14 protein-coding genes are annotated in these 18,579 nt (G+C 34.0%); 3 read left to right on the top strand and 11 right to left on the bottom strand.

Annotated elements, in window-relative coordinates:
- Window positions 1-112 precede the first annotated feature (112 nt).
- From RR554_RS08170 to RR554_RS08160, 3 genes are read left to right on the top strand one after another with little or no spacing between them, the layout of a single operon-like run.
- Window positions 113-568: a DUF1694 domain-containing protein gene (locus tag RR554_RS08170; protein WP_332463443.1), complete on the top strand. Its 456-nt coding sequence runs from the start codon at window positions 113-115 to the stop codon at window positions 566-568.
- Window positions 569-626: 58 nt separating this feature from the next.
- The gene (locus RR554_RS08165) at window positions 627-1,703 is read left to right on the top strand and encodes a serine hydrolase domain-containing protein (RefSeq protein WP_332463442.1); all 1,077 of its coding nucleotides are present in this window, start codon (window positions 627-629) and stop codon (window positions 1,701-1,703) included.
- A 31-nt stretch (window positions 1,704-1,734) separates the two neighbouring features.
- Window positions 1,735-2,118 (top strand): hypothetical protein, encoded by a 384-nt coding sequence (locus RR554_RS08160; protein WP_332463441.1) that lies wholly within the window; start codon window positions 1,735-1,737, stop codon window positions 2,116-2,118.
- A 54-nt stretch (window positions 2,119-2,172) separates the two neighbouring features.
- Here the strand turns inward: RR554_RS08160 and gshAB are convergent, their stop codons facing one another.
- The 11 genes from gshAB to opp4B form a co-directional block, all read right to left on the bottom strand.
- On the bottom strand, window positions 2,173-4,449 hold the full coding sequence (gene gshAB, locus RR554_RS08155) for a bifunctional glutamate--cysteine ligase GshA/glutathione synthetase GshB (RefSeq protein WP_332463440.1): 2,277 nt from the start codon (window positions 4,447-4,449) through the stop codon (window positions 2,173-2,175).
- Between the two features lie 157 nt (window positions 4,450-4,606).
- Window positions 4,607-6,514 carry a PTS fructose transporter subunit IIABC gene (locus tag RR554_RS08150; RefSeq protein ID WP_332467785.1) on the bottom strand — a complete coding sequence of 636 codons (1,908 nt, stop codon included), beginning with the start codon at window positions 6,512-6,514 and terminating at the stop codon, window positions 4,607-4,609.
- A gap of 11 nt (window positions 6,515-6,525) precedes the next feature.
- Window positions 6,526-7,449 (bottom strand): 1-phosphofructokinase, encoded by a 924-nt coding sequence (gene pfkB / locus RR554_RS08145; RefSeq protein ID WP_332463438.1) that lies wholly within the window; start codon window positions 7,447-7,449, stop codon window positions 6,526-6,528.
- Window positions 7,449-8,201 (bottom strand): DeoR/GlpR family DNA-binding transcription regulator, encoded by a 753-nt coding sequence (locus RR554_RS08140; protein ID WP_332463437.1) that lies wholly within the window; start codon window positions 8,199-8,201, stop codon window positions 7,449-7,451. Before RR554_RS08140 ends, pfkB begins: the two co-directional genes overlap by 1 nt.
- A 114-nt stretch (window positions 8,202-8,315) precedes the next feature.
- Entirely contained in the window at window positions 8,316-9,584 is a 1,269-nt protein-coding gene (gene ftsY, locus RR554_RS08135; protein WP_332463436.1) for a signal recognition particle-docking protein FtsY, read from the bottom strand.
- Window positions 9,585-9,595: 11 nt separating this feature from the next.
- Window positions 9,596-10,408 (bottom strand): Cof-type HAD-IIB family hydrolase, encoded by an 813-nt coding sequence (locus tag RR554_RS08130; protein ID WP_332463435.1) that lies wholly within the window; start codon window positions 10,406-10,408, stop codon window positions 9,596-9,598.
- A gap of 16 nt (window positions 10,409-10,424) precedes the next feature.
- On the bottom strand, window positions 10,425-14,000 hold the full coding sequence (gene smc, locus RR554_RS08125; RefSeq protein WP_332467784.1) for a chromosome segregation protein SMC: 3,576 nt from the start codon (window positions 13,998-14,000) through the stop codon (window positions 10,425-10,427).
- An 18-nt stretch (window positions 14,001-14,018) separates the two neighbouring features.
- A complete protein-coding gene (gene rnc, locus RR554_RS08120; RefSeq protein WP_332463433.1) occupies window positions 14,019-14,723 on the bottom strand; it encodes a ribonuclease III in 705 nt (234 codons plus the stop codon).
- Window positions 14,724-14,846: 123 nt separating this feature from the next.
- Window positions 14,847-16,628, bottom strand: coding sequence for an oligopeptide ABC transporter substrate-binding protein (locus tag RR554_RS08115; protein WP_332467783.1), 1,782 nt, complete (start codon window positions 16,626-16,628; stop codon window positions 14,847-14,849).
- Window positions 16,629-16,650: 22 nt separating this feature from the next.
- Complete coding sequence (locus RR554_RS08110; protein ID WP_332467782.1) at window positions 16,651-17,547, bottom strand: ABC transporter permease; 897 nt, start codon at window positions 17,545-17,547, stop codon at window positions 16,651-16,653.
- A 28-nt stretch (window positions 17,548-17,575) separates the two neighbouring features.
- A complete protein-coding gene (gene opp4B, locus RR554_RS08105; protein ID WP_332467781.1) occupies window positions 17,576-18,538 on the bottom strand; it encodes an oligopeptide ABC transporter permease in 963 nt (320 codons plus the stop codon).
- Window positions 18,539-18,579: the final 41 nt, after the last annotated feature.

The raw sequence follows: 18,579 nt of genomic DNA, 5'->3' as shown, positions 1-18,579 counted from the left end.
ATTTCCAATTAAGTTTAACCAAACTGAAACAAAAATGCAATAGCTTTCTAAAACCATTCACCTAGTAACCTGTGTTATACTTAACGTATCAATTAATGAAAGGAGTTATTCAATGGGGCAAAAAGATATCCAAGATTATTTGGATAAAGGGATGTACGGGACACCTCAAATCAAACCTGATGAACAAAAAAAGTATTTAGGTACTTATCGTGAACGGGTTGTCTTTGCGATGACTTCAGAGGAAACAACAAAAATTTCATTCGACCGTTTTTGTTTAGAAAAATTTTCAGACTATCCTAAAGGAACGCTTTTAATTGACGCTAACGCTGATATAAAGGTTCAAAATCACTTCATGAAATTAGCTCAACAAAAACAAATCGATTTTCGCCTTGTCGACAAAGATGCTGATTGCTTAGATAACCAAGATATTGCCATGGTTTTTACCTTGGATCAAGCGGTTGATATTGAAGATATTTCTGTTAAAGAAAAAAAACAGACGCAATCTATTCCCACAAAAACCACAACTAATGAAAAAAAATCAGGGTTTTTTAAAAAATTATTCAGTTAATCTTCAAACACTAGTGATAACTTTATTTATATCATAAATATTTTAAGAGGGGTCTTTTATGAATTTTTCAAAACTTAAAAAGAAAAAAGTTTTAGTTCCTGTCGCTTCTGTATTTTTAGTTATCCTGACGTTTTCTACCTTTTACATTAAAAATAATAAACTTCACGCAGAAACAACTTCTGCTGCCGACAATGCTGCTATCAATAACATTAATGATCTTATTGATGACTCTCATCTTTATGGGACGATTGCTCTTGTCAAAAATGGTGAAGTAGTTTATACCCAAGGTTACGGGTTGTCAAATGTTGATAAAAAGATTAAAAATGATAAAGATACGGTCTACCCGATTGCATCGCTTCAAAAAAATATGACTGCAGTCATGGTAGCTCAACTCATTAGTGAAGATAAGTTATCTTATGATACGACACTAATTGATTTTTACCCAGATTTAGAACACGCTGATGACATTACAATTCGTCAGTTGATTGATCACACAAGCGGCTATGTTATGCCCGAAGTTTCAACTGGAAAAACATTGACTACAGAAGATGAACAACTAACCAATGCATTAGAAACAAGCGTCTACCAAGATAATCATGACTATAATTATTCCAATGGAAACTACACATTACTAGCAGGTGTCATTCGAGAACTAGATGATCGAACATATGCTGAAAGTCTTCAAGAAAGAATCTTTAACCCACTAAACATGAAACAGTCATACTTGTGGGATAGCATTCCTAAGAATAGTAATGTCCCTGTTGAATATTATTTTCGTGATGACAAAGACTATGTCACAGAAGGCAGCGTTTATTCAGATGAATTAATGAGTACATTACTTGGTGCTGGCAATGTTTATGCCACTGCTAGTGATATTGCAACTTTTGAAATGTCTTTAAATAATGGGACATTACTAAAGGATGAAGACTATTTAGAATTACTTGGTATTGAACATAATGAGTTGATTGAACGAACTGGAAATATCTCTTCTGAAGGGACAAGAGGTGGTTATAGTAGCTATCTGTATGGTGATATTACCAATCAAAATCTTGTGATTTTCCTTTCTAATCAATCAACAGATGATTATCCAAATGACTTAATGCCACAACTGTATAAACAACTATTATTAATTTAGTACTAACCAATCAATAAGGGAGTGTTTTATGATGGATAAAGGAACTATGATAAAAAAAGAATTGGCTCAAGCATTACATGCGCACATTGTACTATTAAAAGAAATTGATACTGTAGATACTGGCTCAGAAGAAGCGGTTCGTTTTATTTTTAGGAGTCTAGGCTTTATGCTTGAAAGAATTCCTGAATCTCTTGTTTCAGATAATGAAGAGGATTTATACTTTGCTGCTTTTCAGTACTACAACCTACTAGCAGAACTTAAAAATAATCTTGCTTTATCTTATCCACATTTCACATCGATTGATTTATCTAACTTCCCAGATTCTCATGTTGCTATCTTAAATGAGTGGTGGGAATCTAAAACTGGTTTGAAAGTAGATGAACCAACCAAACAAACTATGACTGTTCAACAATAAAAAAAGTGTCTACTCGAGTTCTCTTATTAAAGAGTTTGAGTAGACACTTATTTTTTATTTTGTCATTTCTGGATAAAGTAATCTTAAAACATCCATGGTCAAACGTTGACCAACACCAGCAAAAGGATATATATGCATGTGCATGGCTGGATTAAAATTCCCCTCGATAATACCATAAGAATTATCATTTTTACAGCCTTTATTTTTTCGATTTGGAATAATCAAATCAATCCCACAAACCTTTGCTCCCAAGCTCTCTGTCGCAGATTCTGCAATTTTTTTATAACTTTCATCCATCTCTTCTGTTATATCAATCGAATCTCCACCTGTACTTACATTAGAGTTTTCTCTAAGATAAACTATCTGCTCTTTTTCAGGAATACTTGAAATAGTTAATCCTTGCTCTTTTAGCATTAATTGCTCTAAATCTCCCAGTTGGATTAACTCAAGAGGGGCACGGTGGTTGCTTCCTCTTAAACTATCTTTATTTTTTTCAGCAACTAATTCCTCCACACTGTTTACCCCATCACCTACCACATTAGCTGGCACTCTTAATAAAACAGCTCGCGTTTTTCCATCTAACACAAAGAAACGATACTCGGTTCCTTCTAAAAATTCTTCAACTAAAATATCGGAGTCTTCTTTAAAGGCAATCTCTAATGCTTTTTGATAATCCTCAAATGTTGCCCCGTCTTTAAAAATAGAAATGCCTAAACCATAATTAGTTGATTTTGGTTTTACAACAAATCCTTTTTTAGCAAATAACTCATATCTTGCTTCCGCTGCTGCCACACTAGAAAATTCTTTCCCTAAAGGAACCCGGTAGCCAGCTTTAGCTAAAACTTTTTTTGTTACGGTTTTATTTTCCATTAAAAGCGGCACAATATAAGAATCTTTACTTGTCATATTAGCATTCTTAACATACTCTACTCGGCCGTTAAATGTTAATTTTAAAAACTGATCATTTTCATCTAACACTTCTACCTTTATACCATTTTGAATACAATCAAATAAGAATATTTGAGTAGATAATTCCATTTGGCGGTAACCTGACAATTGATAAGGTCGTTCAAAAGCTCGCTGATAATAAACGTTTCCTAACTCAGTTCCTAGTTCTTTATTCTGAGCCACTTCCTTTTCTTCTGCTAAAACAACTCGTGCTGAAAGTGTCTTTTCAGGTGCTTCCAATTGTTCTTTTGCTTCATTAATTAACGTTTTTTCTTTATCAGATAAATTAAGTGCTTCTGCCATCTCAGTCATTTGATTCATTAACCAAACACCTTCTTCATAAAGAGCTGTTTTTGTTAATGGGTGCTCTAATGAAACTTGGTCATTTAACATGACACCATCTGTTAATAATTTATCAGAGTGTTCTGTTTCATCTATCCATAACATCGTCATCACAAAAAGATGTAAAAATTCCAACGTTTCAAGTGTGGTGCCATATTCAGCAAACGGATCTAAATCGATATTACGTAATTCGATATAAGAAACACCTTTTTCTAATAATTCATCTAAATTATCTGCCCCTCTTAACCGAACTGATGAATAAAACTCTTTTGCCTCAATTAAATCACCATTGTCAACTAGATGTTCAATGTCTGAAACATAATCTGTTAAAGACTCAAATGATGCTTTAATTTCTGGTCGATTAGTATAACCAAAATGACTATTACGAATACTTCTAATCGGCTCATCTGGTGCCTCATCTATAAAATAGCCCTCTTTAGCATAAGGACTCGCCCCAAATAAATAAGTAATAAGCCAGCGATATCTTAAATAATGACGTGACGTTTTCAGATAAACTTCCGTTCTAAACGTTTCATAAGACATCGTTGAAAAATATAACGTATGCATCTCTTTCAATAATTCTTCTGAAAACTCAAAATTATAGTGGATACCACTTACCATTTGTTTTCTTTTTCCATAAACTTTTGCCAAATATCGTCGGTAGTTAACATCTCCTTGATCACTTAATTTAGCAATGACAATGTCTCTGTCATCTTCTGGTAAAATGGGTGGCATACTCAAAGGCCATAAACGTTCTTCATTATCTAAAGAACGAAGCGCCACATCATGTAATGCTCCTAAAAAGCGCAGTGTTTCTTCACTTGAGTCAAAAACTGGGGTAATTAATTCCATTTGAGTTTCACTAAAATCAGTTTGAATGTACGGATGGATATCTCGACTTGCCACCTTTTTTGGATGGTCAGTTTTAGCTAAGCATCCTTCTGGTGTTATACGTTGGCTTTCCTTTTCCAAGCCAATTCGAAACAATTTAAATAACGGTCTAACTGCTTCAGCTTTTAATATATTTTTTAATTCTTTCATTATACTTTCACCTTATACCTTCTATCTTTGTCATTTCTTCAATCATTATAGCACTCCTTAAATACATTCACTAAAATTATGTTTTGAAGAAAAAAAGGCTATGATAAAACTATTATTAGCTTTACCATAACCTCTTTAAATAGTTAATTGTTTACTTTTACTCAACAACTTTTTTCTTTAGTAAGCCTAAAACTAATGCACTCACCAATGAACCAATTAAAATAAAGACTAAATATAAAATTGGTTTATTTACTAACATAATAACAAAGATACCGCCATGAGGGGCCATTAATTTAATTCCCGCGCCTCCAACTAAACCGCCTGCTAAAGCTGAACCAACCATAAAACTTGGAATCATTTTTAACGGGTCAGAGGCAGCAAATGGAATGGCTCCTTCTGTAATAAATGAAAAGCCCATCACTAAATTAGTTAATCCCGCATCTTTATCTTTTTTGCTAAATTTATCTTTAAATAATAATGTGGCAATCGCTATCGCAAGTGGTGGAACCATCCCACCAGCCATAACAGCTGCCATCATTGGACTACCACCTGTGGCAACAGTTGCAGCTAATGTTCCTGTACCAAAAACATAAGCTGCTTTATTGATAGGTCCGCCTAAATCAACTGCCATCATACCACCTAATAAAGCTCCAAGTAACGCTGCATTCCCACCAGATAGACCATTCAAGAAACTATTTAATCCTGTATTGATTGCAGCCATTGGAACATTGATGACTAACATAATAGCACCAGTAATCAAAACTCCCAGTAACGGATAAAAGAGAATAGCTTTAATACCATCTAATGACTTAGGCAAACCTTTTAATATTTTTCTTAAAAACTCAATCACATAACCAGCAATAAATCCACCAAGTAACGCTCCTAAAAATCCTGCACCACCTGTGTTAGCTAATGCTCCAGCAGCAAATCCCGCTACTAAACCAGGACGATCACTTATACTTGAGGCAATAAATCCAGCTAAAACTGGTAGCATAAACCCAAATGCAGCACCACCAATAGTATTCAACTGAGCCGCAAGTTGATGATAACTACCTAATTTATGTAAAGAATCCTGAGGGACTCCCATAAATTGATCTACCATGAAAGATAGAGCAATAATGATTCCCCCACCAATAACAAAAGGCAACATATGGCTGATTCCGTTCATCAAATGTTTATATATTTGAGAGCCAACACTTCCACTACTTGATTCTTCTTCTGCTGAATCCTTGCTTCCATCATGATGATAAACAGGAGCTGAATCACTCATCGCTAAGTTAATTAATTCTTCTGATTTTTTTATTCCATCACTTACAGGACGATTAACTAAGTGTTTTCCATCAAATCTAGCCATCTCAACATTTTTATCAGCAGCAATAATGACACCAGACGCTTTTTCTATGTCTTCTTTGCTCAAGCGATGTTTCACACCTTCTGAACCATTTGTTTCGACTTTTATACTTACATTCATTTCTTTGGCTTTATTTTTTAGTGCATCCTCTGCCATATACGTATGAGCTATTCCTGTTGGACACGCTGTTACAGCCACCACAAAAGGACGACTACTATCATCAACATTAGCAGCATCTTTTAATTGTTCAGCGTCATAAGCTTTTTGAGCTTTATCAAAAAGATTAATCACGGTTTCTGCTGAATCAGCTTCTTTTAATTGCCCAATCAACGCTGGATTTAGTAGTAAACGTGATAAGCCTGCTAATGCTTCTAAATGAGTATCATTTGCCCCTTCTGGAGCCGCAATCATAAAAAATAAAAAGGTAGGTTGACCATCTAAACTTTCATAATCCACACCTTGGCTACTTTTAGCAAACAACACAGTAGGTTTTACAACAGCAGCATTTTTGGAGTGAGGCATTGCAATCCCATCACCTAAACCCGTTGACGTTTGCTTTTCTCTAGCAATAATACCTGCTTCGAACGTTTCTTGATTATTAATTCGACCTGCTCCGTAAAGTTTTTCTACCATTTCTTTAATGACATCAGATTTAGTTGTTCCTTGTAACTCCATAATCATACAATCTGCTGATAATAACTCGATTACTTTCATTTTAACTCCTCCTATTCACCGATTTTTATTTGATTTATTTTAACTTTTTCGACTAATGTTAGAATATCTTTTCCTGTTGCCAAATCATCACTAAAAGCTGTTGCACTACCTGCTGCAACACCATAAGTAAAAGCTCTTAGCACATTTTTTTCTTCAACGTATTGGCTAACGAATCCTGCTACCATCGAATCTCCTGCCCCCACAGAATTTCTAAGTCTTCCAACTAAACCAGGCGCACGGTAGATACCTGTCTTATTAAATAAAGCGGCTCCCTCTTTTCCCATAGACAACAATACATTTTCAGCGCCCATCTCAACTAATTTTTTTCCATATGGTATCATGTCTTCAAAGGAATTAAATGTCACATTAAAAATTTCAGCTAATTCATGGTGATTAGGTTTAATCAAAACTGGTTTAAACGGTAAAATCTTAAGTAATTTATCACTGCTGATATCTACCACAAACGGAACATCTTTTTCACTTGCTGCTTTAGCAAGCTCAACATAAATATCCTCAGACACACCCTTAGGTACACTTCCAGAAAAAACAATTAAGTCTTGACTATCAGCATCTAGTAATTGTGCTTTCAATGCATCTAAATGTATTTTTTCAATAACTGGTCCTTGACCATTAATTTCAGTTTCTACTTCACTTTTTAGCTTAATATTAATTCGAGTGTCACCAGGTACATCAATAAAATTCGTAAGCAATCTCTCTTCGCTTAATTTATTACGAATAAACGATCCAGTAAAACCGCCAACAAATCCTAGATTTGTTGATTCAACATTTAAATTTTTTAAAATTCGAGAAACATTAATTCCTTTTCCCCCTGGAAATTTGTGTTCCTCTGTTGTTTTATTCAATTGATCTAATTGAAAGTCTGGTACTTTAATAACATAATCGATAGCTGGATTAAGTGTAACTGTGTAAATCATTATAAAACCTCCTTAATAGTTGTCTTGGTTTTCAAACGCTCAGAAACATCACTTTCTTCTATCTTGTCAGTAATAATAACTCCTGCTTCTACATCAGTAATTTTGGAAAAATTAACTTTACCAAACTTTGAATGATCCGTTAAAACAAAAACATGTTGTGCCTGATTCATCGCTGCCTTTTTAGTCGCTGCCTCTTCAGCATCTACTGTTGTAAAACCATAATCAGCATGAATACCATTCACTCCCATAAATGCTTTATCAAAATAATACGTTTTAAGTTGTTCGATAGCTTGGCTACTAACTGATGCTTTAGTTGTCATTCGGACCGTACCACCAATCATCGTCATTTGAATACCTAAATCAATTCCACTACTTGCGTGATAAACAGAATTTGTTACCACATGTACGTCTTTTCCTTTTAAAAAAGGCAACATTTCATACGTTGTTGTACCAGCATCAAGATAGATAAACTCACCATCTTTCACCAAAGACGCTGCATAAGCTGCAATCGCCTTTTTTTGATGCACGTTTTTGACCGATTTTTCTAACATATTGAGTTCTGGTTCTAATTTCAAGATACTCTTAGCACCACCATGAACTCTCTTTAATAGACTTTTCTCTTCCATCTCTTGTAAATCCCTACGAATCGTGGATTCAGAAACATCAAATTGACTCATTAATTCTTTTGTTTTAACGATTTCATTTTCTTTTAACAGCAATAAAATAGCTTGCTGTCTTTCTTCTGTTAGCATGTTCATCACTCCATATCTTTATACTACTACCAAAATCACTCTTTTTCAATCAAAAACATTCATATAAAAGCAAAAAAAATCATCAAAACAGTCATTTTGATGATTTTTCCTTAATTAACCTTCATAATTTTCCATTAACTCTTTAAACAAACCGTAAACAAATTGATTTGGATCGAAATCTGCTAAATCTGTAATTTTTTCACCTAAACCTACCAATTTTACTGGTAAATGAAGTTCATTACGAATCGCTAATACCATCCCACCTTTTGCTGTTCCATCTAATTTAGATAAAACAATACCGGTTACGTCTGTAGTATCTTTAAATTCTTTTGCTTGAATCATCGCATTTTGCCCTGTTGTTGCATCCACTACAAGTAGTACTTCATGAGGTGCTGATGGGTACTCACGCTCGATAACACGTTTCATTTTTTCTAGCTCTTTCATCAAGTGAACCTTATTTTGTAATCGTCCTGCTGTATCTACTAGTAAAATATCATAGTTCTCTTTTTTTGTTTTTTCAACAGCATCAAACACAACTGCTGCTGGATCACTTCCTGCACTATGTTTAACAACATCTACACCAGCACGTTCTCCCCAAACAACTAACTGATCAATAGCTCCTGCTCTAAATGTATCTGCTGCAGCTAATAATACTTTTTTTCCATCTTGTTTGTAACGATGCGCTAATTTTCCAATACTTGTTGTTTTCCCAACACCATTAACACCAACAAAAAGTATAATTGTTGGACCATCTGGTTGAATGTTCAACTCATTATTTTCTTCTACACCTTCTGCTTCATAAATCTCTACCAATTTTTCAATGATTGTCTTTTGAACTTCAGATGTCTTTTTAACATTTTTTAGTTTTACTTCTTCTTGTAATTCGTCTGAAATACGTAGTGCTGTATCAAAACCAACATCCGCACTAATCAAAGCTTCTTCCAAATCTTCAAAAAACTCATCATCCACTACACGGAAATTAGAAAATAAATCATTCATAAATTGCCCAAAGGTTTTACGTGATTTTTCTAATCCTTTGTCATATTTTTCAATCGTTTCTTCTTTTTGCGAAACAATAGGTTCTGGTTGTATTTCTGGTGTTGGTTTTTCTTCAACTATTTCTTCTACAACAGATTGAACCTCGTCTATAATTTCTTCAATTTCCACAACATCTTCAATTTTCTCAGTTTCTTTTGGTACGTCAATTGATTCTTTAACTTCTACTACAGTCTCTTCAACGGGAGTATTTATTTCAACCGCTTGCTCACTGTCTTCTTGTTGTTCATTTGTATCTATTATTTCTTCTAAGGGCAAGTCTTTTTTTTCTTCTTCAACAGGCTTTTCGCCTAAAACTGCCTTTTTAATTTTATCAAAAAATCCCATAGGTACCCTCCTTAATTACTTAATACAAATTTCTCGACAGCATATGCCACGCCATCTTCTTCATTTGATTTTGTTACAAACTGTGCTAATTTTTTTACAGTATCATTCCCATTTGCCATCACAACACCCATACCGGCATACTCAATCATGGAAATATCATTTTCTTCATCACCAATAGCCATGACTTCAGATTGTTCAATCCCTAACTCTTTTCTCAATAGCTCGATGCCGTTTGCCTTACTTACATCTTTATGAATGATTTCAAGTAAACAATCACGAGACTTCATTATATTAAATCGTTCATACCATTCTGGTGCTAAATTTTTTATTTTTTCATCTAAGTAAGTAGGTTCTACACCAACCACCATTTTATTAAAAACAATTGTCTCATCCAATTCTTCTGGTGACATTGTTTTAAAATTTAAAATAGGATTCAATTCTCTGTAAATAGATTCTTTACTTTTTGATGTGGTTAAATTAATACATGTATCAACAGTAATCACATCCAGCGGCAAATCAAGTTCTGTCATTATTTGGGCTACTGATTGAACTTCTTCTAACGTTAAGGAATAAGCGAGTAACTCTTCACCTGTATCATTTTTTTGAATCGCACCACCATTAAATGTAATACTGTAATCTCCCGGATCTCTTAACTCTAAACGATCTAAATAAGTTTCAATCGCAACCAAAGGACGTCCTGTACAAAGAACGACTTTAACACCTTGTTTTTTAGCTTTCGTTAAAGTTTCTTTGTTACGATCCGTTATTTTTTTTCCATCTGTTAAAAGTGTTCCATCTAAATCTATTGCTATCAACTTAATCATTGATATCCTCCTTATTTTAAAGCACGTCTATTTCCTCTTGATTTTCTAAGCCTTCAAGATGAACAGAGACTATTTTAGAAACACCAGATTCTTGCATAGTCACGCCATACAAAACATTGGCAGCTTCCATAGTTCCTTTACGGTGAGTAATGACAATAAACTGTGTATCTTTACCAAAATGGCGTAAATAATCCCCGTATCTTGCAACATTAGCATCATCCAGTGCAGCTTCAACCTCATCCAATATACAAAAAGGAACAGGTCTTGCTTGAATAATCGCAAATAATAGCGCAATCGCTGTTAAAGCTCGTTCTCCACCAGATAGTAAACTCAGATTCTGTAATTTTTTACCAGGTGGTTGCGCTACAATGTCAATTCCTGTATGAAGTAAGTCAGTTGGATCTGTTAAAACTAAATCTGCATGGCCTCCACCAAACATATTAGGAAAGACAATTCTAAATTCTTCACGAATATCACAAAATACTTCATGGAATTTTTTAATAACTAGTTCATCCATCTCATTCATTGTCTCAAACAATTCATTTTTTGCAAGAACCAAATCTTCTTGCTGCGCAGTCAAGAATTGATAACGTTCATTCACTTCTTCATATTGCTCAATGGAAGACATATTAACTACACCTAATTGCTGAATACTCGCCTTCAGTGTTTTGATTGTTTCTTTACCTTCATTAAAATCAGTAACAACAGGGTATAAATCCTTGCCACGTTCATAAGTTAACCCATATTCCTCTTGCAAGTAAGTTAAAGACGTATCTAATGCAATCTCTGACCTGTTTTTAGCTACTTCTAAACTTGTTTTTTGATCCATTGCTTCTTGAATCGTTTGATTTTTAGTAACCACTTCTTGATCTAGGATACTGATTTCTTTAAATAAGTGCTCTCTAGAAACTTTTAACGTATTAAGGGCAACCGTAATTTCTTCTCTTGTTATCTTCAACTCTTCCATTGTTTGTTGGATTTGTTGGCTCTGTTCTCCTTGTGTCATATGTTCACTGGATTGAGAATCAAGCTGAGAAAGAATACTCTCTTTTTGAAGAGTAACTTCTTCTTGCTCTACTTTTTTTTCTGTTTGACGTTTCGCTAATTGAATAACTTTTTCAGATAACACAGCTAAATCTGATTGCTTTTGATTTAATTCTTTTTGTGTCTCTTCTTTCTTTTGTGCATTCTCTTCTTCCAATTGACTGGTTTCACTCATCAATTGATCTAATTCTGCTTTTTTTACAACTAATTTTTCTTTTGCTTCTTCAAGCTGCTCTTTTTCTTCTTGATAATCTTTTAAGAAACGTTGTAACTCTCTTTTTTCATATTCAAAGGCTCGTCTTTCTTTTTCTTGACGTTCAGACTTTTGTTCCAGCTGAGAAACCTCATTTGTTAAAGTTTGTTCTAATAAACGAGCTTCTTCTCCCGCTTTTCTGACCTTTTCCAAACTTTCTTCAGCTGCGTGACTTTTCTTTTTCAGCTCTCTAACGTCTGACTCTTTTGTCTCATATAAACGCTCCATTTGAGCCACTTGTTTTTCTAAATCTTTTAATTCCTGACCTTGTGAGAACAACTGATTATTTTGACCATTTTTGTTTGCCCCACCAGTCATCGATCCACCAGGATTCATGACGTCTCCATCTAATGACACCACTCGGTATTGATAATTAATTTGTTTAGCCAGTTCATTTGCGCTACTTAAATCCTTAGCAATAATAGTTAAACCCAAAATATTTTCAACAACTTGGCTAATTGTCATTTCATATTGAATTAACTCACTTGCTACACCGACAAATCCAGAATGTTGAGCTACTTTAGTTTTAATTCCTTGATTTAACTGACGTGACTTAATTGTCGTTAAAGGTAAAAACGTTGCTCTTCCCACTCGTTTTTGTTTTAAATAAGAAATAGCTTGTCTTGCACTTTGTTCATTATCTGTAATGACATGTTGCGCTGAAGCACCTAATGCTGTTTCAATCGCCAAACTAAACTCTTTAGGTACCTCGATCAGTTCAGCAACTGCCCCAACAATTCCACCCAAATTATCACGTTCTTTTAATACAGAACGAACACCTTGATAAAAGCCTGAATAATTAGCCTGTAAATCTTTCAAGCTTTTTTCTTTTGCTTGCGCTTGTTGTAGAATTTTTAACGCTTCATACATTTGTCTCTCATTAACTGTTACTTGTTGTTTTAAAGAAACAAATTCTTCTTGTTGCTCTCTAAAATCAGCTAAAAGTTCTTCAACTTTTTTCTTTTGCTTTTCTAAACTTTTTTCTTGTTGAACTTTTTCAGCTTTTGTTTCTTTCTCTTCTAAAAGAAGACGGTCATATGTCGTAACATCTTTTTCACTTCGAACCATTTCTTGTTGATATTGCTTTTCAAGATGCTTCAAATCATTATTAATGTTTGTTTGCTGTTGCATCACATCCACATAATCACTTCGTAGATCTTCTAGTTGCTCTTTTGCCGACTTACTAAAACGCTCCACTTGAATCGTTAAAGTTTTCACTTCATCAAGTAGTTGTTTTTCACTGTGAGACAATACCGTTTTTTCAGTAATTAGTGTTTCAAGTTCTGCTAAGAGTTCTGCTTCTTTTGTATCTAAAGACACCAAGTTTTCTTGATAAGTTGTTTTATTTTGTACTGAAAAACGTTGACGTTCTTCAACAACCTTCTTTTGACCTTCTAATTGTTCATATTTAGTTGTTACTTCTAATAAATGACGTTGATTATCATCTATTTCCGTTTCAACTTTTTCTCGCTTATTTTTTAACTCATTTAATTTTTCTTCTGCTAATTGGAGTGCTTTTTTCTTACTTTCAATAGTGTCAGATACAAGACTAACTTCTCGTGCCTTTTCATCCCAATTCGTTTTATGTGTTTCGATTTCTTGAGTGGTAATGTTAACATCAATCTCTGTTAATTGTTCTTTTAATAATTGGTACTTTTTAGCCACATCACTTTGTTCTCTTAAAGGTGTTAACTGCGTTTCAAGCTCATAAATAATATCTTGCACACGGTTTAAATTGTCCTCTGTCTCAAATAAACGTCGCTCGGCTTCTTTTTTACGTGTTTTGTATTTCAAAACACCTGCTGCTTCTTCAAAGATACCTCGTCTATCTTCTGGTTTACTATTAAAAATAGCTTCAACTTTTCCTTGAGAAATAATTGAAAAAGATTCTTTTCCTAATCCAGAATCCATGAAAAGACTGACAATATCTTTTAATCGACAGCTTTGTTTGTTAATAAAGAAATCACTGTCACCACTTCTTGTTAGACGTCTTGTCACACTCACTTCGCTAAAATCAATTGGTAAAAAACGTTCTTCATTATCAAGAACAAGGGTTACTTCTGCTAAATTTAAAGGCGCTCGTGAAGAAGAGCCAGCAAAAATCACGTCAGGCATTGTTCCTCCACGTAAGTTTTTTGCTGACTGCTCCCCAAGCACCCATCTTATGGCTTCTGTTATGTTACTTTTTCCACTTCCATTTGGTCCTACTACCGCAGTTAAACCTTGATTAAACTCAATAACGGTTCGGTCTGCAAAAGACTTAAACCCAGCAATTTCAATTCGTTTTAAATACACTAAAGTTTAGTCTCCTTCCTACTGTTGGTTCTTTTTAGCTATTTTTTCTAATGCAACTTCTGCTGCTTTTTGCTCAGCAATTTTTTTGGATTTACCTGAGCCAATACCTAATATGTTTCCCCCAGCTTTTACTTCTACATGGAAAATTCGACTATGTGCCGGACCTTCCTCGTTAATTAAACGATACTCAATTAAGATATCACCATTTTTTTGCAATACTTCCTGTAAAGCTGTTTTATGATCCATCTCATGTGAAAAAGCACCTGCTTCGATTTTTGGAATAACCACTTGATAGATGAATGTTTTTGCTGCAACTTGTCCTTGATCGATAAAAAGGGCACCCAAAAATGCTTCAAATAAATCACATAAAAGTGATGAACGGGTACGGCCATTTGAATTTTCTTCGCCTTTACCAAGACGAACAAATTGATCAAACTGGCAAAGTTTGGCAAACATTGCTAAGCTATCTTCACGAACGATTGTAGCCCGTAATTTAGTTAACTTTCCTTCAGGTAACTCTTGAAAATTATCATACAAGTAGTCTGAAACAATTAACTCTAATACGGCATCTCCTAAAAACTCAAGACGTTCGTTATCAGTTAACTCCAAGTGTCGATGCTCATTCACATAGGATGAATGGGTAAAAGCTTGTTCTAAAAGACTGATGTCCTTGAAAATAATATCATATTTTTCTTTCAATAAATTTATAAGTTGTTCCATCATGTGTCTTAACTCTCCCTCTCATTCCAATATGTACTGTTCCTATTATACGTTGTTTCCTTATGATTTAAAACAAAAACTATCAACTCAAGAATAGTTTTCTTGAGTTGATAGTAAAATAAGCGATTATTTTTTCTCTACTAGACCTACACTAGCCCATGGGTTAGTTTTTGTATCGTATGCCCAATTAAAGTTTGTTACCTTTTCATTTACTGGTAAAACTTGATCTCTAAATAATGTTGGAATAACGTATGCTTCTTCATTGACATATTCTTGCCAATCTTTAAATGCTTTCTTACGATATTCACCATCAAATGATTTTTCTGAATCAATTGCATTTAATAATTCTGTATTTTCTTTAGATTCAAAACGAGTGTAGTTGAATGGTGCTGTTGCTGCGTATAATCCTGATTGTGACGGATCTGAACTTAAGCCCCAAGCTCCTTGATAAACATCTACTTCTGGATCATCATTTTTCAATTTATCGTAGAATGAATTCAATTCAATCAAACGACCAGTTGTTAATTTAACGTCCAATCCAATCTCTTTCCAACTATCCATGTAATATTCAGCAAGAGGTTGTGCTGTTTCTCCGCCTGACATTGAAGCAAATTTAATTTCTAATTTTTTTCCATTTGGATCGCTACGGAATTCTTCTCCATTTTTCTTCTTGTAACCAGCATCATCTAATAATTTATTAGCTTTTTCCACATCTTTTGAGAATCCTTTTTGTTCTTTATTACTAAATTCAGGGAAGATTGGTGGAATCATAGCGTTAGCTGGTTGACGAAGGCCATGATAGAACTTATCAGCAATAGCTTGATTATCAATAGCATATCCCATTGCTTGACGTAATGATTTATTTGACATTTTAGCATCTGGGTTGTATGCTACAGCTTTTTTATCTTCATCCCATTTACCAACTTTAAAGCCAATATATGTATAAGCTAAATCTTGACGACCTAAAATTTCATAACCCTTAATATCTTTATATGATGGATAGTTATCAGTTGGCATACTGAAAATCATGTCATATTTTTCTGCTTTCATTGCTTCAGTAATTGAGTTAGTCGGAGCAACACGCATAATGATTTTATCTAATTTTGGTTTTTCACCATAGTAATATTCATTTGGTGTGTACTCTACAGATTCACCTTGATTAATTTTAGACATTTTGTATGGTCCTAATGTTACAGGTGTTTTACGAACTGGATCACTTGATTCCATACCTTTAACCGGCATATCTTTAAAGATATGAGAAGGCATCGCATATTCCCAAACAGTTTCACTTGTTTGTTTCATTGCTGGATTCATTTCTTTATAGTTGATTTCAATTGACTTGTCATCTAAAACTTTAATTCCTGAAATATCATCTGCTTTACCAGCATTGTATTCTTCAACACCTACAATATTAGTAAAGTCTGCTCCATATCGAACACCTTTATAATCTGGGTGAGAAATAACTAAATATGGTTGTTTTAAATCATCTGCAATCAATGGTTTACCATCTGACCATTTAGCATCTTTAGTAATTGTTAATTTAATTTTTTTACCTTTTACATCAATATCTTTTTTTACAATACCATCATCTGTTGTTTCAAAGTTACTATCAGAACGATAAATAGTTTCATGTGACGGTTGCATAAATAAGAAATCGTAATTATTTTCATAAAATTCAGATGAGAATAATCCAGCAAATTGAGTATCCATTGCCACAGCAACTTCCATTGTGCCGCCTTCTACCGCTTTCTTATCATTACTAGTTTTAACTGGAAATTTAGAAACATCTTCTTTTTTAGCAGATTCTCCCGAATTCTTTCCATCTTTACTTCCGCCACCACACGCTGCAAGTCCTACCGTTGCTACAGCACCAAGTGCCATAACGCTCATTAGTTTTTTGTACTTCATTTCCTTCATTCCCCCTTGTTTTTTATCCTAATCGTTGACGAGCATCTGCTGAACGTTTAAATGCTTGGCCAACATAATTTATACTCAACATCATTACTAAAATAAGTGCTGATGCAGGAGCCCAAATCCATGTCATATTAGATAATACATCTCCATTTGATGCATACCCGATTAAAGTTCCTAAACTTGGTGTTGATTGAGGTAACCCAAACCCTAAATATGATAGAGTTGTTTCAATACCAATATTAGCAGCAAAATTGATTGTTAAGTTAGTAATAATTAATGAACTTAAGTTAGGCATTAATTCACCAAACATAATTTTAAAATCACTAGTACCTAAAGTTTTAGAAGCGCTGATATAATCTCGTCGCCCTTCAGATAAGGTCTTCCCTCTAAATAAACGAGCTTTAGCAACCCAATAAAAAGCACTCATGATAAATACAAACGACATAACAGTATAACTAGGTGTAATTGTTACAAATACGATAATTACCATTGTAATTGGTAAAATCATAACAAAATCAACAATTCTCATAATCACCGTATCAATTATGCCACCATAGTAACCTGCAATTATTCCCAAACCAACTCCAATAATTGACGTAATTATTGTTATTGAAAATCCGATAACTACAGAGTTTCTAGCGCCAATAATCAATTGGCCTAAAACATCACGACCACCTTCATCTGCTCCTAATACAAAGCCATTACCCGGTGTTGCGTATTTATCTAAGATACTCACTTTCATAACAGCCGATTGGTCCATTACGAGAGCACCAATAAAAATTGTTAACAAAATAATAACAAGTAGCCCTAATGAAAATAAAGCTAATTTATCTTTTTTAAATTCTCTAGCAATCATTTTTATACCAGTTGGCGGTACACTAACTGATTCTATTGCTTTTTCTTCTTTACTCATGTTTTTTCTCCTTTCTTTATCCAAGTTTTTATTGAATACGAATTCTAGGGTCTACAATACTCATAACGATGTCAGAAATTAAGTTCCCAACAATTGTTACAATTCCCAAAATTAACACTAGGGCTGTAATAACTGAATAGTCACGCCCATTAATTGCATCAATAAATAATTTCCCGATACCTGGATAAGCAAAGGTTTGCTCAATAACAACTGAACCACTAATTAAGGCCGAAATTTCATAGCTTAATTGGGCAGCTATTGGTAATGAAGCATTTCTAAAAATATGTCTGGTGAAAACTTTATTAGTTGGTACACCTTTAGCTCTTGCTGTACGAACAAAGTCCATTTGTTGTGCATCAATTACTTCATTACGTAAATATTGAATCGTCACTGCAGTGGCAAGTAACGCCTGGGAAATAGCTGGTAAAATCATATGATAAAATTTACTACCATAATAAGCCATTGTTCCAGATTCTAAACCACTACCAACAGATCCTGTTGTTGGAAACCATTCTAAACGGTAACCAAAAATAAATAACATTAATAACGCAAAAATAAAAATTGGAACTGCAAAACTGACAAAGTTATAGATAACGACAGTCTTATCAAAAATTGAATTTTGATATCTTCCTGAGAATAATCCTAATGGTAAAGCAATCAAATACGTTAAAATAGCTGTTAATACTGAAAGTAAAATTGTATTAGTTGCCCGTTGACCAATAATATCAGTTACAGGTAACTTAAATAGGAAACTTTGACCAAAATCTCCTTGTAGTGCATTAGTCACCCAATCCCAATACTGAACATACCATGGATTATTTAATCCCGCTGCTTCACGCATTTTCTCTATAGCTGCTGGATCCATGTTCGGATTAATTAATCCAGTAAAAGGATCTCCTGGCATTGCTTTAGCTAAAAGAAAGATAAATAAACTTAAGATAATAATCTGAGGAATCATTGCTAATACGCGTCGTAGTATCGTTTTCCACATAACTATTCTCCCCCTCTTCCACTTAAATTAACGGCTGCTCG

The organism is Vagococcus sp. (assembly GCF_036639995.1).
GTDB lineage: Bacteria > Bacillota > Bacilli > Lactobacillales > Vagococcaceae > Vagococcus.
The sequence above is the reverse complement of the archived record's forward strand: the minus strand, read 5'-3'. Positions and strand labels throughout refer to the sequence as shown.